The 23,339-nt window shown below is 70.5% G+C and carries 27 protein-coding genes; 10 read left to right on the forward strand and 17 right to left on the reverse strand.

From position 1 onward, the window contains the following. Positions 1 to 171: 171 nt before the first annotated feature. On the reverse strand, positions 172 to 1,113 hold the full coding sequence (locus WBG79_RS14840) for a 2-hydroxyacid dehydrogenase (RefSeq protein ID WP_337357971.1): 942 nt from the start codon (positions 1,111 to 1,113) through the stop codon (positions 172 to 174). A 45-nt stretch (positions 1,114 to 1,158) separates the two neighbouring features. Continuing rightward, positions 1,159 to 2,340: a DNA recombination protein RmuC gene (locus WBG79_RS14845; RefSeq protein WP_337357972.1), complete on the reverse strand. Its 1,182-nt coding sequence runs from the start codon at positions 2,338 to 2,340 to the stop codon at positions 1,159 to 1,161. A gap of 105 nt (positions 2,341 to 2,445) precedes the next feature. Between WBG79_RS14845 and def the strand changes: the two genes are divergently transcribed. The 5 genes from def to WBG79_RS14870 all read left to right on the forward strand — a co-directional run bounded on the left by def (position 2,446) and on the right by WBG79_RS14870 (position 5,747). Further along, the gene (gene def / locus WBG79_RS14850) at positions 2,446 to 2,970 is read left to right on the forward strand and encodes a peptide deformylase (RefSeq protein ID WP_337357973.1); all 525 of its coding nucleotides are present in this window, start codon (positions 2,446 to 2,448) and stop codon (positions 2,968 to 2,970) included. Between the two features lie 109 nt (positions 2,971 to 3,079). Further along, positions 3,080 to 4,033: a methionyl-tRNA formyltransferase gene (gene fmt, locus WBG79_RS14855; protein WP_337357974.1), complete on the forward strand. Its 954-nt coding sequence runs from the start codon at positions 3,080 to 3,082 to the stop codon at positions 4,031 to 4,033. A gap of 7 nt (positions 4,034 to 4,040) precedes the next feature. Further along, on the forward strand, positions 4,041 to 4,553 hold the full coding sequence (locus tag WBG79_RS14860; protein WP_337357975.1) for a GNAT family N-acetyltransferase: 513 nt from the start codon (positions 4,041 to 4,043) through the stop codon (positions 4,551 to 4,553). 2 nt (positions 4,554 to 4,555) lie between these two features. After that, on the forward strand, positions 4,556 to 5,320 hold the full coding sequence (gene truA / locus WBG79_RS14865; protein WP_337357976.1) for a tRNA pseudouridine(38-40) synthase TruA: 765 nt from the start codon (positions 4,556 to 4,558) through the stop codon (positions 5,318 to 5,320). A gap of 169 nt (positions 5,321 to 5,489) precedes the next feature. Beyond that, positions 5,490 to 5,747, forward strand: a complete 258-nt coding sequence (locus WBG79_RS14870) for a hypothetical protein (protein ID WP_337357977.1) — start codon at positions 5,490 to 5,492, stop codon at positions 5,745 to 5,747. 39 nt (positions 5,748 to 5,786) lie between these two features. On the opposite strand, the gene WBG79_RS14875 is transcribed toward WBG79_RS14870, so the two are convergent. Together WBG79_RS14875 and WBG79_RS14880 are read right to left on the reverse strand one after the other, a co-directional pair. Next, positions 5,787 to 6,137: a MarR family transcriptional regulator gene (locus tag WBG79_RS14875; protein ID WP_337357978.1), complete on the reverse strand. Its 351-nt coding sequence runs from the start codon at positions 6,135 to 6,137 to the stop codon at positions 5,787 to 5,789. A gap of 68 nt (positions 6,138 to 6,205) precedes the next feature. Beyond that, positions 6,206 to 7,594, reverse strand: a complete 1,389-nt coding sequence (locus tag WBG79_RS14880; RefSeq protein ID WP_443147460.1) for a leucyl aminopeptidase family protein — start codon at positions 7,592 to 7,594, stop codon at positions 6,206 to 6,208. 190 nt (positions 7,595 to 7,784) lie between these two features. Between WBG79_RS14880 and WBG79_RS14885 the strand changes: the two genes are divergently transcribed. Beyond that, positions 7,785 to 8,573, forward strand: a complete 789-nt coding sequence (locus WBG79_RS14885) for a tetratricopeptide repeat protein (RefSeq protein WP_337357979.1) — start codon at positions 7,785 to 7,787, stop codon at positions 8,571 to 8,573. A gap of 192 nt (positions 8,574 to 8,765) precedes the next feature. Next, positions 8,766 to 9,089 (forward strand): ArsR/SmtB family transcription factor, encoded by a 324-nt coding sequence (locus tag WBG79_RS14890; protein ID WP_337357980.1) that lies wholly within the window; start codon positions 8,766 to 8,768, stop codon positions 9,087 to 9,089. Here WBG79_RS14890 and WBG79_RS14895 read toward each other — a convergent pair. The 9 genes from WBG79_RS14895 to WBG79_RS14935 all read right to left on the reverse strand — a co-directional run bounded on the left by WBG79_RS14895 (position 9,082) and on the right by WBG79_RS14935 (position 17,961). Then, positions 9,082 to 10,056: a type II secretion system F family protein gene (locus WBG79_RS14895; RefSeq protein WP_337357981.1), complete on the reverse strand. Its 975-nt coding sequence runs from the start codon at positions 10,054 to 10,056 to the stop codon at positions 9,082 to 9,084. The genes WBG79_RS14890 and WBG79_RS14895 overlap by 8 nt on opposite strands. A 15-nt stretch (positions 10,057 to 10,071) precedes the next feature. Then, on the reverse strand, positions 10,072 to 11,073 hold the full coding sequence (locus WBG79_RS14900) for a type II secretion system F family protein (RefSeq protein ID WP_337357982.1): 1,002 nt from the start codon (positions 11,071 to 11,073) through the stop codon (positions 10,072 to 10,074). Between the two features lie 27 nt (positions 11,074 to 11,100). After that, positions 11,101 to 12,555: a CpaF family protein gene (locus WBG79_RS14905; RefSeq protein ID WP_337357983.1), complete on the reverse strand. Its 1,455-nt coding sequence runs from the start codon at positions 12,553 to 12,555 to the stop codon at positions 11,101 to 11,103. Positions 12,556 to 12,598: 43 nt separating this feature from the next. Then, positions 12,599 to 13,873, reverse strand: a complete 1,275-nt coding sequence (locus WBG79_RS14910) for an AAA family ATPase (protein ID WP_337357984.1) — start codon at positions 13,871 to 13,873, stop codon at positions 12,599 to 12,601. A gap of 2 nt (positions 13,874 to 13,875) precedes the next feature. Beyond that, positions 13,876 to 14,628, reverse strand: a complete 753-nt coding sequence (locus WBG79_RS14915) for a CpaD family pilus assembly protein (RefSeq protein ID WP_337357985.1) — start codon at positions 14,626 to 14,628, stop codon at positions 13,876 to 13,878. A gap of 8 nt (positions 14,629 to 14,636) precedes the next feature. Next, on the reverse strand, positions 14,637 to 16,148 hold the full coding sequence (locus tag WBG79_RS14920; protein ID WP_337357986.1) for a type II and III secretion system protein family protein: 1,512 nt from the start codon (positions 16,146 to 16,148) through the stop codon (positions 14,637 to 14,639). A 35-nt stretch (positions 16,149 to 16,183) separates the two neighbouring features. After that, a complete protein-coding gene (gene cpaB, locus WBG79_RS14925) occupies positions 16,184 to 16,996 on the reverse strand; it encodes a Flp pilus assembly protein CpaB (protein ID WP_337357987.1) in 813 nt (270 codons plus the stop codon). A 152-nt stretch (positions 16,997 to 17,148) separates the two neighbouring features. Further along, positions 17,149 to 17,646 carry an A24 family peptidase gene (locus tag WBG79_RS14930; protein ID WP_337357988.1) on the reverse strand — a complete coding sequence of 166 codons (498 nt, stop codon included), beginning with the start codon at positions 17,644 to 17,646 and terminating at the stop codon, positions 17,149 to 17,151. A 147-nt stretch (positions 17,647 to 17,793) separates the two neighbouring features. Beyond that, entirely contained in the window at positions 17,794 to 17,961 is a 168-nt protein-coding gene (locus tag WBG79_RS14935) for a Flp family type IVb pilin (RefSeq protein WP_337357989.1), read from the reverse strand. Positions 17,962 to 18,531: 570 nt separating this feature from the next. Between WBG79_RS14935 and WBG79_RS14940 the strand changes: the two genes are divergently transcribed. The 3 genes from WBG79_RS14940 to WBG79_RS14950 all read left to right on the forward strand — a co-directional run bounded on the left by WBG79_RS14940 (position 18,532) and on the right by WBG79_RS14950 (position 20,350). Then, positions 18,532 to 18,996 (forward strand): pilus assembly protein N-terminal domain-containing protein, encoded by a 465-nt coding sequence (locus WBG79_RS14940; RefSeq protein ID WP_337357990.1) that lies wholly within the window; start codon positions 18,532 to 18,534, stop codon positions 18,994 to 18,996. Between the two features lie 180 nt (positions 18,997 to 19,176). Continuing rightward, positions 19,177 to 19,746 carry a TadE/TadG family type IV pilus assembly protein gene (locus tag WBG79_RS14945; protein WP_337357991.1) on the forward strand — a complete coding sequence of 190 codons (570 nt, stop codon included), beginning with the start codon at positions 19,177 to 19,179 and terminating at the stop codon, positions 19,744 to 19,746. Positions 19,747 to 19,753: 7 nt separating this feature from the next. Then, positions 19,754 to 20,350 (forward strand): TadE/TadG family type IV pilus assembly protein, encoded by a 597-nt coding sequence (locus tag WBG79_RS14950; RefSeq protein ID WP_337357992.1) that lies wholly within the window; start codon positions 19,754 to 19,756, stop codon positions 20,348 to 20,350. Positions 20,351 to 20,362: 12 nt separating this feature from the next. Here WBG79_RS14950 and WBG79_RS14955 read toward each other — a convergent pair whose 3' ends face one another. The 4 genes from WBG79_RS14955 to WBG79_RS14970 form a co-directional block, all read right to left on the reverse strand. Continuing rightward, positions 20,363 to 20,704, reverse strand: coding sequence for a rhodanese-like domain-containing protein (locus WBG79_RS14955; RefSeq protein WP_337357993.1), 342 nt, complete (start codon positions 20,702 to 20,704; stop codon positions 20,363 to 20,365). Positions 20,705 to 20,760: 56 nt separating this feature from the next. Continuing rightward, a complete protein-coding gene (locus WBG79_RS14960) occupies positions 20,761 to 21,708 on the reverse strand; it encodes a phosphate/phosphite/phosphonate ABC transporter substrate-binding protein (protein WP_337357994.1) in 948 nt (315 codons plus the stop codon). 80 nt (positions 21,709 to 21,788) lie between these two features. Continuing rightward, positions 21,789 to 22,337: a retropepsin-like aspartic protease family protein gene (locus WBG79_RS14965; RefSeq protein WP_337357995.1), complete on the reverse strand. Its 549-nt coding sequence runs from the start codon at positions 22,335 to 22,337 to the stop codon at positions 21,789 to 21,791. 88 nt (positions 22,338 to 22,425) lie between these two features. Beyond that, positions 22,426 to 23,337 carry a PfkB family carbohydrate kinase gene (locus tag WBG79_RS14970; protein ID WP_337357996.1) on the reverse strand — a complete coding sequence of 304 codons (912 nt, stop codon included), beginning with the start codon at positions 23,335 to 23,337 and terminating at the stop codon, positions 22,426 to 22,428. Between the last annotated feature and the right edge of the window lie 2 nt (positions 23,338 to 23,339).

The raw sequence follows: 23,339 nt of genomic DNA on the forward strand, positions 1-23,339 counted from the left end.
CGACGCTGTACGGGGCTCATTCTCCGAATCGAGACCGGTCGCGGAGATTGCTACCCTGCATGCCCGAACTTCGTGCAGTCATCCATAAGATCACACTCGGTCTTCATTGGCTGGATTGCCGGGACAAGCCCGGCAATGACAGAGGGAAAGGTCCCGTCATCAAATCGGGCCTCAGTAACCCGAGCCGCGGTCCACCACGTTCTGCAACGCTCCGCCGGCCTCGTGCCGGCGGATCTGTTCCACCACGTAGCGGCAGAGCTCGGCCGGCTCCGAATCGGCCGCATTGTGCGGGGTGACCGTGACCTTCGGATGGGTCCAGAGCGGGCTCGTCGCGGGCAGCGGCTCGGTCTCGAACACGTCGAGGGTGGCGTGGGCGAGGTGGCCCTCGTCAAGGGCGCGCAGGATGTCGGCGGCGACCTGCAGGCCGCCGCGGCCGGCGTTGATCAGGGCGGGCCCGCCGAGCGGGCCGTCCTGCGCCAGGCCGGCGCAGAGTTCGTGGTTCAGGATGCCGCGGGTATCGGGCGTGAGGGGCAGAAGGGCGACCAGGATGTCGGTCCTGGCGAGGAAGGGCTTCAGGCCCTCGGCCCCGGCATAGATCTCGACACCCGGCACGGGATCGCCGCGACGACTCCAGCCGGCGACCCTGAAGCCGATGCGGGCCAGCACCCCGGCGGCGTCGCGGCCGAGCACCCCCATCCCCATGATGCCGACGCGGGCCGCACGGGCCGGCGGCTGGTCGCGCTTCAGCCACTCCCGCCGCGCCTGCGCCTCGGCATAGAGGTCGACCCGGCGGTGGTGGCGGAGCACGTGCAGCACGACATACTCGGTCATCCGGGCGGTGAGGTCCGGATCGGCGACGCGGACCAGCGGGACGGCCGGCAGGGTCGGATCCGCCAGCAGCGCGTCGACGCCTGCGCCGAGGTTGAAGATCGCCTGCAGGTTCGGCAGGCGGGCGAGGAGCCCGGGCGGGGTCTTCCAACAGGCGGCGTATCGGACCGCGGCCGGATCGAAGGGCTCGCGCGCGTCGAGCACGGGCGGCGACCCGGGCTCCTGCCGGAAGCGGCGGACCCAGTCGTCCGGCGACCAGCCCTGGATGGCGACGAGCAGGCTCATGTCGGTCTCCTCGGTGGCACCGCTCCGGCGGGCCTCTCGAGCGCGTCACTCTCCGGCGATGCGCACCGGGGCCGGACCGGCCTCGGCGTTTCCGGATAGCGCGTCCGCGGCGCCCAGGTCCAGGCCGACGATGCGCTCGCCGCGACGGCCGATGCGTCCGGCGGAGACGAGGATGCGGTCGAGGTCCTGGCCGGCCTGGGCGTGGTGCACCTTCAGCTTCTCCACGCGCTCGGCGAGCCGGCCGACGTCGTCGAGGAGGTGGCCGACCTCGGCCTGGATGACATGGGCCTGTTCGCGCAGGCGGTGGTCGCGCAGGACCGCCTGGACGACCTGGATCGACAGCAGCAGCAGGGACGGCGAGACGATGACGACGCGGGCCCGCTGGGCGCGCTGGACGACGTCGTCGAAGCGCTCGTGCAGGTCGGCGAAGATCGATTCGGAGGGGACGAACAGGAAGGCGGTGTCCTGGGTCTCGCCCGGGATCAGGTATTTCGAGCGGATGTCGAGCACGTGCCGCAGGACGTCGCGGCGGAAGCGCTGGGCGGCGAGCTTCGCCTCGTCCTCCCCGGCGGCCTGGCCCAGGGCCGTCCAGGATTCGAGCGGGAACTTGGCGTCGACCACGAGGGGCGCGGCGCCGTTCGGCAGGTGGATCAGGCAGTCGGGCCGGACCCCGGTGGAGAGCGTCGCCTGGAACGCGTAGGCGGCGGGCGGCAGGGCATCGGCGACGATCGCCTCCATGCGGCCCTGGCCGAAGGCGCCGCGGGCCTGCTTGTCGGCGAGGATCGCCTGGAGCGAGACCACCTGGCCGGAGAGGTCCTGGATGGTGCGCTGGGCACGGTCGATGACGGCGATGCGCTCGTGGAGCTTGGAGAGGCTCTCGCCGGTCGCCCGCGAGGTCTCGGCCATCGAGGAGCCGAGCCGGTGGGTCAGGCCGTCGAGCCGGTCGGTCACGGCGCGGGCGAGCTCGGCCTGGCGGGCGCCGAAGACCTCCGCCATGGTCTGCATGCGGCCGGTCATCTCGGCCTGGAGCTTCGCCACCTCGGCGAGGCGGAGGTCGAGCTCGCGGGCCTTCTCGGCGGCGAGGACGTCGGCCGCCGCACGGGCCCGGGCACGCCGCGCCAAGGCGGCGGTGGCGAGCCACAGGCCGATCAGGGCGGCACCGACGGCGAGGGTAGCCTCGCCGGTCGAGGGCGGGCGGCCGAGGAGGGCGGAGAGGGCGTCCAGCATGGGCCGCAGACTAGAACGATTCGGGTACGCCGGGGGTTAACGCGGACGCCCGCCGGAGCCGCGGATTCCGTTGACCCGGGCCGGCTTCTCGCCTATTTCGGGGCCATGTCCACTCTCGGCATCATCATCCTTCCCGACGCCCGGCTGAAGCAGCCGTCCGAGGTCGTTTCGAGCGTCGACGGCTCGATCCGGAAGCTGCTCGACGACATGCTGGAGACCATGTACGCCGCGCCGGGCATCGGGCTCGCGGCCGTGCAGGTCGGGGTCATGAAGCGGGTGGTGACCGTCGACGTCTCGAAGGAGGAGGAGAAGCGGGACCCGCTCTTCCTCGTCAACCCGGAGATCGTCTGGTCCTCCGAGGAGCGCTCCACCTACGAGGAGGGCTGCCTGTCGATCCCGGACTACTACGAGACCGTGGAGCGGCCCGCGCGCGTGCGGGTCAAGTATCTCGACCGGCAGGGCGAAGCCCGCGAGCTCGAGGCGGACGGGCTGCTCGCCACCTGCCTGCAGCACGAGATCGACCACCTGGACGGGGTCCTGTTCATCGACCACCTGTCGAAGCTGAAGCGCGACCGGGTGATCAAGAAGTTCCAGAAGCAGGCGAAGATGAAGGAGCTGGGGATCGGCTGACGGCGCGCCCGTCGCCGGATCCCGCTGCGCGGCCGAGCGCCGCCGCCATCGACCGTTTCGTCCCGTCGCGCTATAGAGCCGCGATCCCGACCAGGCCGGACCCGCCGCCATGAGCCTTCGCGTCGTCTTCATGGGCACGCCCGACTTCTCCGTGCCGACGCTCGTCGAGATCGTCGGGCAGGGGCACGAGGTGGTGGCCGTCTACGCGCAGCCGCCGCGGCCGGCCGGGCGGGGCCTCGCGGAGACGAAGTCGCCCGTGCAGCGCCAGGCGGAGGCCTTCGGGATCCCGGTCCTGACCCCGGCGAGCCTCAAGGGCGAGGCCGAGCAGGCCGCCTTCCGGGCGCACGGGGCCGACGTCGCCGTGGTGGTCGCCTACGGGCTGCTCCTGCCCAGGCCGATCCTGGAAGCCCCCGCGGAGGGATGCCTGAACCTGCATGCCTCGCTTCTGCCGCGCTGGCGGGGCGCCGCGCCCATCCACCGGGCCGTGATGGCGGGCGACCGGGAGACCGGGGTCGAGGTCATGCGCATGGAGGAAGGCCTCGACACGGGGCCGGTCTGCATGGCCGAGCGCACGGCGATCGGGGCGGACGAGACAACGGGCGACCTGCACGACCGCCTCGCCCGGCTCGGGGCCGACCTGATGGCGCGGGCGCTGGCCGCCCTGTCGCGCGGCGGCCTCGGCTGCGTGCCGCAGGCGGCGGAGGGGGTCACGTATGCCCGCAAGATCGACAAGGCGGAGGCGCGGATCGACTGGACGCTCGCGGCGGCGTCCGTGCACGATCGGATCCGCGGCCTGTCCCCCTTTCCGGGCGCCTGGTGCGAGATGCCGCTCGGCGGCCGGACGGAGCGGGTCAAGATCCTGCGCTCCACGCTCGTCGCCGGACCTGAGGTCGCGCCGGCCGGACCGGGCGAGCCCGGGACGGTGATGGACGACGGGCTGGCGGTCGCATGCGGGACCGGGGCGATCCGGCTCGTCGAGTTGCAGCGGGCCGGCGGCCGGCCGCTCCGCGCGGGCGATTTCCTGCGCGGCACGGCGGTGCCTCCCGGCACACGGCTCGGCTGAGGGCGCCATGGCGGGAGGCCTCACGATCGACGGGGTGACGAAGGCCGAGGCGCCGGCGATCCGGGATCTGCTGACCGCGGCCTTCGGGGGCCCGGCGGAGGCCGACCTCGTCGATGCGCTGCGGGCCGGCGGCTTCGTCGCGCTCGAACTGGCGGCGCGCGACGAGACCGGGCCGGCCGGATACCTCGCCTTCTCAAGGCTCGCGGTGGCGGCGCCCAACGAGCGGCGACGGGCGCTCTGCCTCGCCCCCCTGGCGGTGCGGCCGGACCGGCAGCGGCGCGGGATCGGGACGGCGCTGGTGCGCGAGGGGCTCGCCCGGCTGGAGGCGTCCGACGAGGACATCGTGCTGGTGCTCGGCGACCCCGCCTACTACGGCCGGTTCGGCTTCCGGCCCGGGCGGCCCGACCGCATGGAGACCCCGTATCCGCATCCGGAGAACCAATGGCTGGTCCTGAAGGACCGGCCGCTGCCGCTCCGCCTCGCCCTGCAGTATCCGCCGCCCTTCGCGGCGCTCGGCTGACCATGCCGCGCTTCCGGCTCACCCTCGAGTATGACGGCGGCCCCTATGTGGGGTGGCAGCGGCAGGCGAACGGGCCGTCCGTGCAGGGCGCCGTGGAGACGGCCTTGCGTGCCATGACGGGCGAGGAGGCGGTGCTCAAGGGAGCCGGGCGGACCGACACCGGCGTGCATGCGGTGGGCCAGGTCGCCCATGTCGACCTGGCGCGGGACTGGCCGGGCGCCGTGCTGCGCGACGCGCTCAACTTCCACCTGCGCGAGGAGCGGGTCGTGGTGCTCGCCGCGGCGCGGGTCGGGGAGGACTTCGACGCCCGCTTCTCGGCCGTCGGCCGCCATTATCTCTACCGCCTGATCGACCGGCGGACCCCGCTCGCCCTGGAGCGCGGACGCGCCTGGCACGTGCGCACGCGCCTGGACGTGGAGGCCATGGACGCGGCCGCCAAGCGGCTCCTCGGCACCCACGACTTCACAACGTTCCGGGCGGCGCATTGCCAGTCGAAGTCGCCGGTCAAGACCCTCGACCGGCTCGACGTCGCGCGCAGCGGGGACCTGGTCGAGGTCAGGGCCTCGGCGCGCTCCTTCCTGCACAATCAGGTGCGCTCGATGGTCGGCAGCCTCGAACGGGTCGGCCAGGGCCGATGGTCGGCCGACGACCTCGCGGCGGCCCTCGCGGCCCGCGACCGCAAGGCCTGCGGCCCGGTCGCGCCGCCCTGGGGGCTCTACCTGACGAAGGTCGACTACCGGGATGACCCGCCGCCGGCGGCGGGCTGAGCGCGGCGCGACAACGCGGCCGGGCGATCACGGTGGAATAACGACAATTGCCATTATCTTGGTACGAAATACCGTTCCGGAAGGCTCGGGACCGCCCGGGATGCCGTCCTCGGGCCGGGCCAGTCGTGCCGGAAGACGAGCCTAACGCGAGACCGCAAGGGAGAAGACCATGGACGACGAGAAGTTCAAGACGGTCGTCAAGTCGCTTCACTTCAAGAAGTCGATCGACAAGATCAAGGTCGACGGCAACCGCATCATCGTGAAGTGGACGAACGACACGGGCAAGAAGAAGAAGTTCGCCGCCGCGCTCGGCGCCGCCACGCTGGCGATCGCGCAGGACAGCCCGGACTTCGCCGAGGCCGCCGCCAAGGAGTTCGTCCACCAGTGGGATACCCGCCCCCGGGGCGCCCAGGACGACGAGGCTTGACGGAAGCGCCATGACGGCGGGCGCCGCCGTCCGCGCCGCTCAGCGCGGCAGGCCCTTCGCGCGGGCCACGACGGCGTCGCCGAGGCGTTCGACCCAGAGGGCGCCCTCGACGGTGCGCTGGACGAGGACGTTGCGCAGGTCGTGCTCGTCGCGACGGCGGCCGACCAGGCCCATGCGGCCCATGGTGTCGAGCGCGCGGGTGACGGCGGGCTTGGTCACCTTCAGCTTGGCGGCGAGCCCGCGCACCGTGTGGGGCGGGCTCTCCAGGTAGACGGTCAGCAGGATGGCGAGCTGGCGCGCGCTCAGGTCCTCCTCGCCGTCGCGGACGAGGTCGAGCGTGACGTCGTGCCAGAGCTTCAGCGCCTGGGACGGGCGCAGGTCGACGGGCATGGGGCGGGGCCGATCGTTTCGGAGCCGGAATAGTAGGCCGGCTCCGGCCGGCGCCGCAAGGGGGCCGCTCAGGCCCGGCCGTAGCGTTTCTCCAGCATGGTGAAGAGCGCACGGATCGCCTGCGCCTCGCCGCCTTCCGAGCGGCCCGGCTTGGCGGCCGGGTTCCAGGCGTAGATGTCGAAGTGGACCCAGCTCTTCGCCTTCTCGACGAACTTCTGCAGGAAGAGGGCGGCCGTGATGGCGCCCGCGAAGCCGCCGCTCGAGACGTTGTTGGTGTCGGCCACCTTGCTGTCCAGCATCGACCGGTAGGGCTTCCAGAGCGGCAGGCGCCAGATCGGATCGCCGGCCGCCAGGCTCGCGGCGGCGAGGTCGGCGGCGAGGGCCTCGTCGTCGGTGAAGAAGGGCGGGATCTCCGGGCCGAGCGCGACCCGCGCCGCGCCGGTCAGGGTCGCCATGTCGACGACGAGGTCCGGCGCCTCCTCGTCGGCGAGCGCGAGGGCGTCGGCGAGGACGAGGCGGCCCTCCGCGTCTGTGTTGCCGATCTCGACGGTCAGGCCCTTGCGGCTCTTGAACACGTCCGACGGCCGGAAGGCGCGGCCCGAGATGGCGTTCTCGACGGCCGGAATCAGCACGCGCAGGCGGACGGAAAGCCCGGCGTCGAGAATCATGCGGGCGAGGCCGAGCACGTTAGCGGCGCCGCCCATGTCCTTCTTCATGAGCAGCATGGCGGCGTCCGGCTTGATGTCGAGGCCGCCCGTGTCGAAGCAGACGCCCTTGCCGACCAGCGTCACCTTGGGGTGGGCCGGGTCGCCGAAGCTCATGTCGACGAGGCGCGGGGCGCGGTCGGAGCCGTTGCCGACCGCGTGGATCAGCGGAAAGTTGCCGGCCAGGAGCGCATCCCCGACCGTCTCGCTCCAGGTTCCGCCGGCAGCCTCGGCGAGCGCGCGGGCGGCAGCGGCGAGCTCGGCGGGGCCGAGGTCGTTGGCGGCGGTGTTGACCAGGTCGCGCACCAGCGCGATGGCGGCGACCTGCTGGTCGAGGCGGGCGAGGTCGACGCCGGCCGGGACCTGGAGGCGGACGGCCTTCTCGGGCGCGGTGCGGTAGCGCCGGTAGCGGTAGCCGGAGAGGCCCCAGGACAGGGCGGCCAGGAACGGATCGGGCAGGTCGCCCTCGAAACGGTAGTCGCCGGCGGGAAGCAGGGTCGCGAGCTTGCCGGGCATCATCGGATCGGTCGGATCGCCGGGCTTGCCCGTGCCGAACAGGACCGCGGCGATGCCCCCCGACCGCTCGGGCAGGATCGCGTGGCTGCCCGCCGCGGCATCGAAGCCGGTCGCGCGGGCGAAGGCGGCCGCCTCGGGGGCGAGGCCGTCGAGGAGCGCGGGGAGCTCGGCGGTCGACACGAGGCGGATCGGCAAGGTCGGGCCGGCCGAGGCGGCGGCGAGGAAACGGTCGGACAAGGCGGCGCTCCGGGATCGTCGGGGTTCGGGCGGCACTCTAGAGCACGACGGAGCGGGACGGAAACGGATCTCACCATTCGCATGCGGGGGCCGGCCGGGCCGGAGGGCGCGGAATTAACCATGTATTAGGGTTAACGGACTATTGCTTCGGGGCAGGGCGGCGCGGCGTGCCGCCAGGAGACCTGCCCCCGTGTCGCGGACGACCCCGAAGACCTCCCTCGCGCTCGCCCTGATCCTCGCCGCCGGCGTCGCGCTCGGCGGATGCGCCCGCCGGGCCGCCGACTCGGACACGACAGGCAGCGTCTCGCCGCAGACCGAGACCGCGATCCGGGCCAATGTGGACAGCTGGGCGAAGCGCTACGCGTCGAGCCCCGACGACACCGCGACCGTGCTCGGCTACGCGCAGGCCCTGCGGCAGAACGGCCAGACCCAGCAGGCCGTCGAGGTGCTGAGGACCGCGATGGTCCAGCACGGCAAGGACCCGCAGATGGCGTCGGCCTACGGCAAGGCGCTCGCCGCCAACGGCGACTTCGAGGCGGCCCTGAAGGTGATCCGCGGCGCCAACCCGCTGACCAATCCCGACTGGCGGCTCTTGTCGGCGGAGGGTGCGATCCTGGACCAGGTCGGCAACCCTGCCGAGGCCCGGCGCGTCTACGAGACGGCGCTGAAGATCGCCCCGGAGGAGCCCTCGATCCTCAACAATTTCGGCCTCTCCTATCTCCTCTCCAACGAGCCGCAGAAGGCCGAGGAGATGCTGCGCCGGGCGGCCGCGAGCCCCCGGGCTGACAGCCGCATCCGCCAGAACCTGGCGCTCGCGCTCGGCGTCCAGGGCAAGTTCGGCGAGGCCGAGACGGTCGCCCGCGCCGAGCTCTCGCCCGAGCAGGCGGAGGCCAACCTGGCCTATCTGCGCTCCATGCTGACCCAGCAGAACACCTGGCGGGCCATCAAGCAGGCCGACTCCGGCAAGCCGAAGAGCTGATCCCGCAACGGCGGCGGACCGGCGGACCGGCGGAGCCTCGCCGCCGCCGGGTTCCCGGGCCGACCAGCGGCTGCGTCTTCCTGCAGACTCTTGCAAGGATGGCAGACTCTTTCGTCCCCGGACACTTGCTGATAAGAAGATCGGACTTCAAAATCCGATCGATCGCCGGTCGGCGAGACCCGGGTGGGGGCCATGCTGACAACAACTCCGGACGACCTGCGCCTCCTGGAAGACAAGGCCGAGGAGGCCTCCAGACTGCTCAAGCTGATCGCCAACGACCGCCGGCTCCTGATCCTCTGCCGGCTGATCGGAGAGGGCGAGATGACCGTCACGGCCATGGCGGAGGCGGTCGGGCTCGGCCAGTCGGCCCTGTCCCAGCATCTCGCGCGGATGCGCGACGAGCGGCTCGTGACGTACCGGCGCGAAGGCACCACTCTCTACTATCGCATCGCCGATCCGAAGGTGGAGCGCGTCATCGCGCTCCTGAAGGAGCTCTACTGCACGCCGCTCAATTGAGCTTCAGGATCTGGATCATGGCGGGGCCCATGATCACCACGAAGAGCACCGGCAGGAAGAAGACGATCATCGGCACGGTGAGCTTCGGCGGAAGCGCCGCGGCCTTCTTCTCGGCCTCGGCCATGCGGGTGTCGCGGCTTTCCTGGGCGAGGACGCGGAGCGCCTGGCCGAGGGGCGTGCCGTAGCGCTCCGCCTGGATCAGGGCCGTGACCACGCCCTTGACGGGCTCGAGCCCGGTGCGCAGGGCGAGGTTCTCGTAGGCCTTGCGGCGCTCCTGCAGGTAGGAGAGCTCGGCGCAGGTCAGCGACATCTCCTCGGCGAGCGGGATCGAGGAGGTGCCGATCTCCTCCGCCACCTTGCGGAAGGCGGCCTCGATCGACATGCCCGATTCCACGCAGATGAGCGTCAGGTCGAGCGCGTCGGGCCAGGCCTGGCGGATGGACACCTGCCGCTTCTGGATCGTGTTCTGCAGCCAGATGTTGGGCAGGTAGAGGCCGATGCCGGCGAGCACCACCGAGTAGGCGATGCGCATGCCCGTCGGCGTCTCCATCTTGGCCAGCACGAAGAAGTAGAAGATCGCGGCGACGAAGATGCCGATCGGCAGGACGAAGCGGGCGAACAGGAAGACGGTGATCGGGGCCTGGCCGCGCAGGCCGGCCATGCGCAACCTTTCGGTGGTGCGTTCGTCGGCGAGCGCGTTCTTCAGGTTGAAGCGCTCGACGAGCTCGCGCATGTAGGCCTTCGGCTCGTTGCGCAGCGAGACCTTGGTCTCGGCGGCGAGCCTGGCGCGCTCGCGCATGCGGATCCGCTCGCGCTCGATCGCGACGGAGCGCATGCGCGTCTTGAGCTGGTCCTTCTCCAGGAGCGGCAGGGCGAGCGTGATGATGGTCGCCGAGACCCCGATCGCCACCAGGACGGCGAACATGAACTGGGGGGTCGCGATCAGTTCGGCGATCTGCTTCAGCATGGCTCGCGGTCCCGCTCAGATTTCGAAGTTGATCATCTTGCGCATGACCATCACGCCGATGAACATGTAGATGAGGCTGCCGGCCAGGATGACGTTCCCGACCGTCGTCGTGAACAGGATCGATATGTATTTGGGGCTCGTCAGGTAGACGATGCCGGTGACGATCACGGGCAGGGAGCCGATGATGGCCGCGGACGCCTTCGCCTCCATGGACACCGCCGCGATCTTGGCGCGCATCTTGCGGCGCTCGCGCAGGACCTTGGAGAGGTTGCCCAACGTCTCGGAGAGGTTGCCGCCCGCCTTCTGCTGAATCAGGATCACGATGCCGAAGAAATTCGCCTCCTGCACCGGCACGCGCTCGAACAGCTTCTGGCAGGCGTCGCCGATCGGCACGCCGAGCGCCTGCGTCTCGATGATGGCGCGGAACTCGGAGCGGACGGGGTCACGCGCCTCGTTGGCGATGATGCGCAGGCAATCGCCGAGGGGCAGTCCCGACTTGATGCCGCGCACGATGACGTCGACGGCATTCGGAAGCTCCTCGGTGAACTGCTTGATGCGGCGCTTGCGGCGGAAGGCGATGAACCAGCGCGGGAAACCGAACAGGCCGACGAAGAAGGCGGCCGCGGCGACGAGCACGTGAGCCTTTACGAAGAGCGAGGCAAGGGCGAAGACGACACCGCAGACGGCCGAGAAGACGAAGAAGGTCCGCTTCGACCACTTGAGCCCGGCCTGGGTGAGCCGGAGCGAGAGCGGCGGCGAGGTGGTCCGGTCGGCGAGCGCCTTCTGCTTTGCCTCCAGCTCCTTCATGGCGTCCTGGATGCCCTTGCGCCGGGCGGTCTGGTCCACGGCGGTGCGGCGGTCGGCGGCGGCCTTCGTGCGGTCGCGGACCGCCTCGATCCTCTTGCCGGCCATGTTCTCCGACTCGACCCGAGAGAACAGGAGCACGTAGGCGAGGCCGCCGAAAAACACCATGGCGAGCACGGCCAGGGCCAGGATGGTCAGGGTCGGACCGAACATGGGGTCTCACCGTCTCCTTGCCGCGGGTCAGGCGGCGTCGCTGGCGACCTCGGCCCGGTCGAGCGCCTCGGCGAGCCGCTTCTCCTGGCCGTAATAGCGGGCGCGGTCCCAGAAGCGCGGCCGGCCGATGCCGGTCGAGCGGTGGCGGCCCACGATCTTGCCGTGCTCGTCCTCGCCGAGAATCTCGTAGAGGAACAAGTCCTGGGTGATGATCACGTCGCCTTCCATGCCCATCACCTCGGTGATGTGCGTGATCCGGCGGGAGCCGTCGCGCAGGCGCGCGGCCTGCACGATGACGTCGACGGAGGACACGATCATCTCGCGGATGGTCTTGGAGGGCAGCGAGAAGCCGCCCATCGTGATCATCGATTCGATACGGGAGAGGGCCTCGCGCGGGCTGTTGGCGTGGAGCGTGCCCATCGAGCCGTCGTGGCCGGTGTTCATGGCCTGCAGCAGGTCGAAGGCCTCGGGTCCGCGCACCTCGCCGACGATGATCCGCTCGGGGCGCATGCGCAGGCAGTTCCTGACCAGGTCGCGCATGGTGACCTGGCCCTCGCCCTCGAGGTTCGGCGGCCGCGTCTCCAGGCGCACCACGTGGGGCTGCTGGAGCTGGAGCTCCGCGGCGTCCTCGCAGGTGATGATTCGCTCGGTCGTCTCGATGTAGCGCGTCAGGCAGTTGAGCAGCGTCGTCTTGCCCGAGCCGGTACCGCCGGAGACGATGATGTTGCAGCGGCTGAGGCCGGCAATCTGCAGGATGGTGGCGCCCTCGGGCGAGATCGAGCCGAACTTGACGAGCTGGTCGAGCGTCAGCTTGTCCTTCTTGAACTTGCGGATGGTGAGCGCGGGGCCGTCGATGGCGAGCGGCGGGGCGATGACGTTGACGCGGCTGCCGTCGGGAAGGCGCGCGTCGCAGATCGGGCTCGATTCGTCGACCCGGCGGCCGACCTGGCTGACGATCCGCTGGCAGATGTTCATCAGCTGCTGGTTGTCGCGGAAGCGGATCGGAGTGAGCTGGACCTTGCCGGACACTTCGATGAAGGTCCGGTCGGCGCCGTTGACCATGATGTCGGCGATGTCGTCGCGGGCAAGCAGAGGCTCGAGCGGGCCGTAGCCCAGGACGTCGTTGACGATGTCCTCGAGCAGCTCCTCCTGCTCGGCGATCGACATCACGACGTTCTTGAGCTGGATGATCTCGTTGACGACGTCGCGGATCTCCTCGCGCGCCGACTCGATGTCGAGGCGCGCGAGCTGGGACAGGTCGATGGTGTCGATCAGCGCGGAGAAGATCGACGACTTGATGTCGTAATATTCCTCGGACTTGCCGCGCGGCTCGGCGCTCGCGCGCCCGACCGGGATCGGCATGTCGGGCGGCGCGGCCGCCGTCACGGGGGGCTCGGGCGCCTTGGTGGACGATGCGACGGGCTTCGGCGGCGGCGGGGTCGCGCCGCCCGAAGTTCCGCTGGATCCTCGCTTGCCGAACATCAGTCGACCCTCGATCTCTTGGTGTCGCGGCTGCCGCGCGTCCTCACTTGGCCGCCCCGCCGCGCAGGCGGGCGAGGAGCGGAGCGAGCGGCGACTTCTTGGCCTTCTTGATCTCGGCCCGGCCGGTCACGACCTGGGCGATGGTGCGGAAGATCTCGCCGACATGGCTCTTCGGATCCGTCTCGGCGATCATCTGCCCGTTGTTCGATGCCGTGCCGAAGAGGTGCGCGTCGAACGGGATGGTGGCCACGAGGGGCAGTTCGAGCGACTTGGCGAATTCCTCGGGCTTGATCTCCGGGCGCTTGGGCAGGCCCTGCATGTTGAGGACCAGGCGCGGCGGGGCGTCGTTCGGACGGCTCTGCTTCAGGAAGTCGACCATGTTCTTGGCGTTCCTGAGGTTGGCGAGATCCGGGGCGGCGACCACCACCACCTCGTCGGCGGAGCGCAGGGCATGCTTCACCCACCCGCTCCAGAGGTGCGGGATATCGAGCATGACGAGGGGCACGCCCGACTTGGCGGCGTCCAGGATCGGATCGAGCGCCTTCTCGTCCATGTCGAAGGTGCGGTCGAGCGTGGCCGGCGCCGCCAGAAGGCTCAGGTGGTCGGCGCACTTGGCGAGCAGGCGATCGAGGTAGACGTCGTCGACGCGCTCGGGCGCCAGCAGGGCGTCGGCGATGCCCTGGGTGGGATCGAGGTTGAAGTCGAGCCCGGCGGTGCCGAAGGCGAGGTCGAGATCGGCGACCAGGACGTCGTTCTGGAAGGTGCGCGCGCAGGCCCAGGCGACGTTGTGGGCGACGGTCGACGCCCCGCAGCCGCCCTTGGCGCCCACGAAGGCCACCGCGCGCCCGACCGGCGGGGCGTCGGGCTTGACGTAGATCTCGCTGATCTCGCGGATGAGATCGAAGACCTCGAAGGGCGCGACCAGATATTCGCTGACGCCGCGGCGGGTCAATTCGCGGTAGAGGATCACGTCGTTGACGTGACCCACGACGAGAACCTTCGAGCCCGGGTCGCAGACCTCGGACAGCTGGTCGAGCTGGGCCAGGATGCCCGCCCGCTCCTCCTGCGATTCGACGATCACCAGGTTCGGGGTGGGCGCCGAGGCGTAGAACTCGACCGCGGCGGCGAGGCCGCCCATCTGGACCTTGGTGTGGGCCTTGGCCATGCGGCGGTCGCCGGCGGCGGCCTCGACGATCGAGGCGACCTCGCGGGTCTCGCAGAAGGCCTGGATGGCGATCCGCGGCACGGACCGGATTTCGGCCGCGGACGCGGATGCGGGGGCGGGCCCGGACGGCACGGGCCCGAGGGCGGCGCTCATGGTCAGCTCCCGATGTTGGCGATGGTCTGCTTCTGCAGGTTCTGCTCGGACTTGGTCGGCGTGCCTTCGCGATACTTGCGGAAGACCGTCGTGCGCCGGGTCGCGTCGGGCGGCGTCATGCCCTGGGGGGTGACGAGATCGCTCGGGTTGGCGGCCATGGCGGCGATGTTCGACTGGTAGGCGCAGCCGAAGTTGTAGTAGTCCGAATTGTCGTGCTGCCCGATGATCTGATCGGGCCAGGTGCCGCAGGCATGCGGGACGCCGGCCACGACCCGGGGATAGGCGAGACGGATCGGCGCGTCGGCGGCCGAGGCCTCGACCGAATAGGGCTGGTGCGAGATGGCGTGGGCGGGCACGCCGCCGCGCTTCAGGGCGGCGGCGACCTGGCGGGAGGCCGCGAAGGCGGCCGATTCGTTGCCCGAGCCGCTCGGCACCATGACGGTCACCCCGGAGGCGCCGCGCTCCACCGCGGTCGCACCGAAGATCTCGACGGTCGACAGCATGGTCTCGGAGAGCTTGCCCGACTGGGAGCCGACCGGCACGTCGAGGGTCTCGGCCTGCTCGGTGACCAGGATCGGATGGCGGGAGCGGTAGCCGTCGTGGGGGATCGAGGCGGTGACGCTCGGCTCCACCTTGGTGGCGCAGCCGGCGAGCGGCAGGGCGGCCGCCGCGGCGGCGAGGAGGGCGAGGCGGGCGGCCAGCCGGCGCGGACCGGTCCCGGATGCGCGGCGCTCGAGGGGAGACAGGTGACGCATGGGGGTCCTCACTCGTAGATGAAGCCGTAGCGGCCGTGGTACTGGGCCGGCTGCTCGCGGCCGCCGTTGGCGCGGTACATCTTGTTGAGCCGTCCCAGGAAGCTGGCGGCGGCGTCGGACGATGCCTGGAAGTTCTGGTCGGGGCGCACCAGCTTGCCGGCGGCCACGGGCTGGACCACGAGGGGCTGCACGAAGATCGCCAGTTCGCTCTGCGACCGCTGGTAGTCGCGGCTGCGGAAGAGCGTGCCGAGGATCGGCAGGCTCATGGCGCCGGGGACGCCGGCGAGGGACTGGCGGACGTCGTCGCGGATCAGGCCGGCCATCACGATGGTACCGCCCGAGGGGACCTCGAGGGTCGTGTCCGCCCTGCGGACGCGCAGCGCCGAGATGTTGAGCGAGCGGCTGCCGCCGGCGCCGATCGAGAAGGAGCCCTCGGCGGTCGGCTCGGACACCTCGGTGTTGACCTTCACGCTGATCCGTCCCTCGGAGAGGACGACGGGCACGAAGCCGAGGCTGATGCCGAACTTCTTGAACTCCACCGTGATGGTGCCGTTGTCCTGCGCGACCGGGATCGGGAACTCGCCGCCGACCAGGAAGGTCGCTTCCTCTCCCGAGATGGCGGTCAGCGTCGGCTCGGCGAGCGTGCGCATGACGCCGTTCTGCTCGAGGGCCTGGACAGTGGCGCCGAAGCGGTTGGCGCCGTTCTGGTAGCCGAAGGTGGGGACGCCGGGGGCGTAGGGCACGAGCCCGGCCCCCGAGGCGCCGTTGACCGCGAAGGGGTTGGAGGTGGCGATCGCTGTCGTCAGCCCGCCGGAGGTGGCGAGCGCGGAAAGGTCGATGCCGAGTTGCTTGACCACCGAACGCTGGATCTCGGCGATCGTCACCTTGAGCATCACCTGGTCCTTGCCGCGGATGGTGAGCGCGTTGACGACCTGGACCGAATCGCCCGAAGAGGCGCCGATCGCGGGCGCGCCCGCGCCGCCGCCGCTCGACTTGGCGTCGACCGGAGCCCCGACGAAGCGGGCCGCGACCTCCTGGGCCTGCATGGCCTCCGAGGCGCTGCGGACGGAGCCGCTCAGCACCACCGTGCCGGCGACGGCCTCGACCTTGATGTCGGCCTCCGGAAGGAGGCGGTGCAGCAGGCCCTCGAGGGTGGCGATGTCAGGGGCGACCTGGACCTCGATGTTGGCGATCTGGCGGCCGCTGGCGCCGAAGACGAAGATGTTGGTCGTCCCGAACTTGTTGCCGAGCAGGTAGAGCCGCCTGTTGGTGCGCACGACCGCGTCGGCGACCGCCGGGTTGGAGACCAGGATGTCGCGGATGTCCTCGTCGTAGTCGAGGATTATCGACTTGGAGAGCGCCAGCCGGAGCTGCCGGGTCGGCGTGCCGGAGGCGGGGGCGACGCGGCGCTCGGCGGCAGCGGGCTCCGCGGCCGAGGCGGATCCGAAGCCCTGCCCGCCCGGCGCCAGCGGCGCCAGGGCCATGGTCAGGAGGGTTGCGGAGATCAGCTTGCGGAACATGAGGGCCTCTCGATCGCGGTGACCGGGACTGTCGGTCACCGGGAGGTGGTGACCTTGGTGGTGACGCCGTAGCGGACCACCCGGATGGCATTGGCGTTCGAATCCTGGGGCGGCTCCTCGGCGTCCGCCGGCTTGGCGTCGGCGTCGCGGATCGAGCGCAGGACCAGGGAGATGGTGCCGAGCTGCTGGGCCTGGGCGATCTGTTCGGCCTGGCGCGGGCTCAGCTCCAGCGTCGCGGTGTCCTTCGCCACCACGCTCGGCTCGCCCTTCTCGGTGACCATCTGGTCGATGGCGAGGACCCGGATGTTGGTCAGGATCGTCTCGCTGATGTAGGGGTCGCCGCCATTGGTGCCTTTGGGGGCCGCGCGGGTCAGGATGATGTCGACGTGGTCGTTGGGCAGGATGAAGCCGCCCGCCGTGGACGCCGCCTTCACCTCGACCGCGACGGCGCGCATGCCGGGCGTCAGGATCACCGACATGAACCCGCGGTCCGACTTCATCAGCCGGGCCTCGCGCACCGGCTCGCCCATCAGGATGGCCTGGCGGGCGACCTGGCCGATGATCTCGGCCTCGGCGTTCGGCTGCTTGGAGCGGGTGATGTAGAAATCCGTCATGGCGCCCTTGGGCCAGGGCTGCCAGGACAGGTCGCCGGTCTGGACCTTCTGGCCCATGGCGACGTCCCGGTTCACGACCAGCACGTCGACCGTGTCCATCGGGGGCGGGGCTGCGGCGACCACGGGAGCGGGTGCGGCCTCGCGGGGCGAGCCGATCATGCGGCTGCCGACGACGGCGGCGGCGAGCCCGGACCCGAGCGCTACGGTGAGGACGACGATACGCGCGACTTTCATGGCCTCGAACCTTCGATCGCGGCGGGCGAGATTGCCTTTCGGGATCGAGTGTCGGGCACGAATGGTTCAAGTATGGTTAATGAGGTCTTGGCAGGCGTGGCTAATTTTGAGTTACCGCGGCCTGAATGTTTCCGCGGCTGCCGGGGCGTGCCTCAGAGCAGGGCGCGCACGAAGGGCGTCCCCGGGTAGAGGAACAGGCCCGCGGCGGCCAGCGCGATGCCGTACGGCACCGTGCGCTTCTCGGGAAATTCGGCGAGGAAGCCGACCTGCAGGAGCGGAAGCGGCCTGATCAGGCGCGAGACGACCAGGGTCAGCACGGTCAGCAGGCCGCCGAAGACGGAGAAGAGCAGCGCGAAGTCCATCAGCTGGCCCCATCCGAGCCAGAGCGCGATGGCGGCACCGAACTTCACGTCCCCCCCGCCCATCCAACCGAGCGCGAAGCAGATGTACCCGACGGCGAAGACGGCCAGGCCGGCGGCGAGATGCCAGCCGACCGCGGCGAGGCCGAGGCCCGCGAAGGGGGCGAGGATGGCGAAGAAGGCGATCAGCAGGAGCGAGACCCGGTTGGCGATCGTCATGGTCAGGAAGTCGGTCGCCGCCGCGTAGGCGAGGAGCAACGGAAAGACGACCATGGTGACGGCTTCGAGCATCGGCGGCTCCCGGGACGATCGAGGCAACTCTAGGCGGGGCGGCTCTAAGGCCGGGTTAAGCCGGCGGCCGGCCCGGGCGGCAGCCCGAAACGACGACGGCGGCGGAAGGGTCCGCCGCCGTCGCCTGCTCGAGCCGAGAGGCGTCGATTACGAGGTCTTGATCTGCGACTGGATGTAGTTGAACGAGTCGGAGAGCTTGTTGCCGAGGGCCGAGGCGCCGGCGATGACCGCGATGGCGATCAGCGACGCGATGAGGCCGTACTCGATGGCGGTGGCGCCGGACTCGTCCTTGAGGAAACGGGCGAACTTGGTCATTGCACAACTCCTGTGTACACGGTTACTCCGACGTTCCGAAGAGCCGGTCCGAAGTGCCGCGGCCTCCCGAAGTCACCGCCACCTTAGCGTTCAGCCTCTAAGCCTCGGTAAATGCCGATGGTTATTTTTTCGTGGATACACATGCTCTAAGTCGTGTCTTTCATAGGGTTTTCAGTCATTTAATCAGATATCGCACGCATCGTGAACCGGAAACAGTACAATACTAAGCCACGCCGCAGTACATGACGTTACAGAGGAGTGCGCCTTCCCGGGTGTCCCTGGAAAGGATAGCCACTCTATTTCAGCACTTCTTCTTGAGTGTTCTAAGGCCGAAAGGCGGCCGGCACTCCGCTTCGGCCAGCCCGCCGCCTCGCGAAGACGCGCGACAGGTCCGCGCGGACCTTCCTGACCTGCCGTTCGGCACGGGCGGGGGACTTCGGTGCGCGGTCCGGGCGGGCGCCGCGGGGGCCCAGATCCTTCGAAGTCGATGCAACCTGTTCCGAGGACGTTAGCGGTTCATTCACCAAGTTCGGCCGAAGATGGCGCGAAGACGAACAGGGATTTCGCCCCATGCGCCTCGCACTCGCCCTCGCCGCCGCCGCTACGGTCCTGCCGCTCTCGGTCGCCGACGCCAAGGATCCGATCAACGTGGTCATGGACCGCGCCAAAGTGATGCGCATCTCCAGCCCCGCCGAGACCGTCATCGTCGGCAACCCGGGGATCGCGGACGCCATGATCCACGACCGGCAGACGCTGATCATCACGGGCCGCATGGTCGGCATCACGAACCTCGTCATCCTGGACGCCAAGGGACAGCCGATCGCCGACGAGGTCATCAACGTCGAGAAGATCCAGAGCGGGCTGGTCACCGTCCAGCGCGGCCCCGCGCGGGCGAGCTACTTCTGCACGCCGCACTGTGCCGGCATGCTGGAGGTGGGCGATTCCAAGGAGTCGTTCGAGACCGCGCTCGCCCAGATCAACCAGCGCAACAACCTGGGCGCCCAGCACAGCGGCGCGGCGGGCAATTCGCAGTAGCGCCCGCTCCGGACCTGTCGAACCGCGCGACGCGCGCGAGGGCGGGCATTCTCCGCCCTCGCCCACCTTCCGTTGCGATAGGCCCGAGTTTTCGCGAATGCGGGAACACTTCGGCAAGGTTCGTTCTCTATCGTCCCCTGCGTGAGGCGTCCCGGTCTTGGACGCCCCGTGGAGGACATCATGTCGATCAGGTCGTTGGCGGCGATTCGCCATCGGGCCCGGAGCGCCCTGGGCCGCCTCCTGCCGCAGCGGGTGATGCGCGACCGGCGCGGCTCCGCCGCCATCGAGTTCGCGGCGGTGTCGATCCCATTCTTCGCCCTCATCGGCGCCATCATCGAGACCGCCCTCGTGTTCCTGGCGGGCCAGATCCTCGACACGGCGGTCAACGACGCCGCGCGGCTGATCCGCACCGGCCAGGTCCAGCAGAGCAAGATGGACGCCGCCGCCTTCAAGACCGAGGTGTGCAAGCGGCTCTACATCCTGTTCGACTGCTCCGGGCTCTTCATCGACGTGCGCACGAGCAGCGACTTCACGAGCATCAGCACGAGTCCGCCGATCGACAAGGACGGCAAATTCGTCAAGGACTTCAGCTACAACGCCGGCAAGGCGACCGAGATCGTCGTGGTCAAGGCCTATTACGAGTTCCACCTGACCCTCTCGGGCCTGGGCCTCGACCTCAGCGACCTCGCCAACGGCAACCGGCTCCTCGGCGCCGTCACGGCGTTCCGCAACGAACCCTTCCCGTGGTGACCGGCCCATGACCGCGAGACTGTCCCGCCCGCTCGCCGCGGCGGCCGATCGACTGGCCCGTCTGCGCCGGCGTCTCGTCGGCGACCGGCGCGGCGTCTCGGCCATCGAGTTCGCGCTCCTGTTGCCCGTGATGGTGATCCTGTTCTTCGGGGGCCACGAGGTCGGGCAGGCCATTACGATCTACCGAAAGGTCAGCCACACCGCCAACGTACTGGGCGACCTGGTGGCGCAGGTGAACTCGCTGACCACCACCGACATGTCCAACGTCTACGCCGCCGCGAAGACGATCATGTCGCCCTACAAGAGCAGCAACGCCACGATGGTGGTGGCGACGGTCAGCTGGGACGGCACGAAGTGGAAGGTCGAGAAGGCCAATCCGTCGGGCACGCTCGGCTGGGTGACGGGTTCGCCGCCGCCGGCCGGCAAGTCGCCGCCGGACAGCCTGAAAAGCACCACCCAGTGGGTCGTGGTCTCGTCCGTGCAGTACACCTACACGACCGCCTTCAAGGCGATCATGTCGGACATCTGGGGCACCGATTCGATCACGATGGGCGACACCGCCTATCTGCGGCCGCGCATCTCCGACAAGGTCACCCTGCCCTGACGGGCCGTTCGGTCATGCCCAAGGGGTGACCGGCAGGCCGCGGCCGAGCCATCCGGGGCCGGCCGCCGAGCCCATCATGCCTTCTGCGACATTGTGGACCGTGCCGAAGCCGCGCGCCCGGAGGGCCGCGGCGACCTGGGCGGACCGCCCGCCGGCCGCGCAGATCACCGCCACGGGCCGGCCGGCGTCGCCGCCGAGGGCCTCCATGAGCTTGTCCAGGAAGGCCGGGTCCTGCATGGAGATCGGCACGGCCCCCTCGCCGACCCCGGTGCGGTGCCATTCGTCCGGATTGCGCACGTCGACCAGGACCACCTCGCCGGCTTGCGCCAGCCTGCGCGCTTCCACCGGATCCATGCCGCTCTCCCTCGTCGCATCGCGTCCCGCGATGATGACCGACTTCGCGGCGCTGGTCAGCCCGGCGGGCGCGCCGTCGCGGCAGGGGCGGCGGAAGGACGCGGCTTCGGCGTGACGAGGACGAGGAGCGGCTCGTAGAGACCGTGCGAGACGGCGCCGAAACCGCCGCCGAGCTCGGGCTCGATCGCCTCGTAGGCGGCCGGGTCGTCGGACTTCAGGTGCACCAGCGTGTCGCGAATCCGGGCCTTCAGGCCGTCCGACAGGCTGGCGCGGACCGCGTGCGGGCCGTGCGGGATGGCGGAGGAACGCCAGAGGATCCTGATGTCGGCCATGTCGAGCGCCTTCCGGTCGACCAGCGCGCGCAGGGTGCCGCGGTCGTAGCCGGCGGCCGAATCACCCTCGAGGTCCGACCACGCGACGGCGGCGTCGACCTTGCCGGCCAGGAGCTGCCGAACGGCCGCGTCCGGGCCGCGCACCGTCTCGATCCGGCCGAAGAAGGTCTCGGGCTCGATGCCGGCCCGCGCCCATTCGGCGAAGGGCCAGAGCCGGCCGGCGACGGAGCGTTCGTCGGAGACCGCGACGGTGCGGCCCTTCAGGTCCTCGAGCCGGGCGGCCGGGCTCGCGGCCTTGACGACCAGGATGGACCGGTAGGACCCGGTGCCGTCGATGGAGCGCGGGGCGGCGATCGGCTCGACGCAGCCGCAGAGCCGCCAGGCCATGGCGTAGCCGGTGGCGGACAGCACCGCGTAGTCCACCCGCCCGGTCGCGAAGGCGTCCACGAGGGTCTGGCCGTCCTTCATGGGCAGGACCGTCACGGAGGTGCCGATCTCCTCGGCGAGGCGCCGGCGGAACGGCTCGATCCGCTGCTGCACGGCCTGGAGCCGGTCCCCGCCGACCACCCCGATCTTGATGCCGGGCACGACCACGACGGAGGTCTGCGCCCCGGCGGGCGCTACGAGGGCCAGGGCCGCCAGGACCGCGGCGAGGGCGAATCGGATCGGCATGGAGCCTCGGGCGCGCAACGGGTCGGCGCGCCACCTGAAAGCCGGGGCGGGCACCCTGTCAAGAGCCGGTCCCGGACGGGCTACTCGGCGAGGAGCAGGCGGTCGCCCTTCAGCTCCACCTTGCTGAGGCGCTTGATGAAGCTCATGCCCAGGAGGTTGGTGTTGAGCGCCTTGGCGGGGACGATCAGCGCCTCCACGTCGCGCACCTTCACCTCGCCGATGCGGACCTCCTTCAGGAGGGCGCGGGCGGCCCTGGTGGTGCCGTTGGCGGTGGCGATCGGCACGTCGAAGTCGTTCGGCAGCGGCCTGAGGCCGAGGCGGGCGGCATCCTCGAAGCGCAGCGCCACCGAGGTGGCGCCGGTGTCGACCATGACGGCGACCGGCGTTCCGTTGATGCGGGCGTCGACCTCGAAGTGGCCGCGCTTGTCGGCCCTGAGCGAGACCGCGCGGCCCGTGGCGCGCAGGCCCGCGGCGCCTTCCTCGGCGCGGTAGCCGACGGCGGTCGGGATGGTGCCGTCCGGCCGGTCGGCGATCCAGGACAGGAGGTCGACGCCATAGGGGCTGACGATCGGGACCAGCAGGACCCCGAAGCAGAGGAAGAGGATCGACCGGAGCAGCTTCTGGACCATGGACCCCGCCTCGCATGCGCCGGGCCAGGATAGGGTGCAGCCGCCTAACAAGGCTTGAATTCCGGAAGGTGAAGTCGAACGGTCGGGCTCAGGCCCAGGCGAGCGAGACCCCGGCCGCCAGGGCTCGGATCTCGGCGAGGTCGCGGAAGCTCGTCTGCGCGCCGGTCTCCCGGCAGGCGAGCGCGCCGGCGGCGAGGCCCTCGCGCAGGGCCGTTTCCATGGTCGCGCCCCGGTCGAGGGCGGCGGCGAGCGCGCCGCAGAAGGCGTCGCCGGCGCCCGTGGTGTCGACGGCGGCGACCGGGGGCGGCGGGGCGGAGACGAACCGGCCCGCGACGCAGCCGACAATTCCCTGCGAACCGACCGTCACCACGACGTCGCGGCCGAAGCGGGCGGCGGCCGCGCGGGCGAATCCGGCGGGGTCGGCGGGGAGGTCGAGGATCTCGCCGTAGCGGCGGGCCTCGTGCTCGTTGACGACGATCACGTCGGCGGCCGCGAAGGTCGCCTCGGCGACCGGCTCGGCCGGGGCGGCGTTGTAGACGACGCGCGCGCCGGCCTCCCGGGCCATGCGGATCGCGACCTCGACCTCGGCGGTCCCGAGGGAGTTCTGGGTGACGAAGGTGACGCCCGGGCGGAAAAGCCCCTCGAGCCACGTCGCGCGGGCGCTGTCGTTGGCGGCGTTGGCGCCGATCATCAGGTTCTCGCCGCCCGGTCCGATGGCGATCATGTAGACGCCGGTCGGCGAGGCGGAGACCCCGACGCGGCTGACGTCGACCCCGGCCGCCTTCAGGTTGGCGAGCGCCACGTCGGCGAGACCGTCGCGGCCGACCGCGCCGACGAGCACGACACTGGCGCCGGCCCGCGCCGCCGCGAGCGCCTGGTTGGCGCCCTTGCCGCCGGGAAAGAGCTGGTAGTCGCGGCCCTTCACGGTCTCGCCGGGCACGGGGAAGCGCGACACCACCGTGACCATGTCGACGTTGATGGTGCCGAAGGCGACGATCACGG

This window comes from Prosthecomicrobium sp. N25, assembly GCF_037203705.1.
Lineage (GTDB): Bacteria > Pseudomonadota > Alphaproteobacteria > Rhizobiales > Ancalomicrobiaceae > Prosthecodimorpha.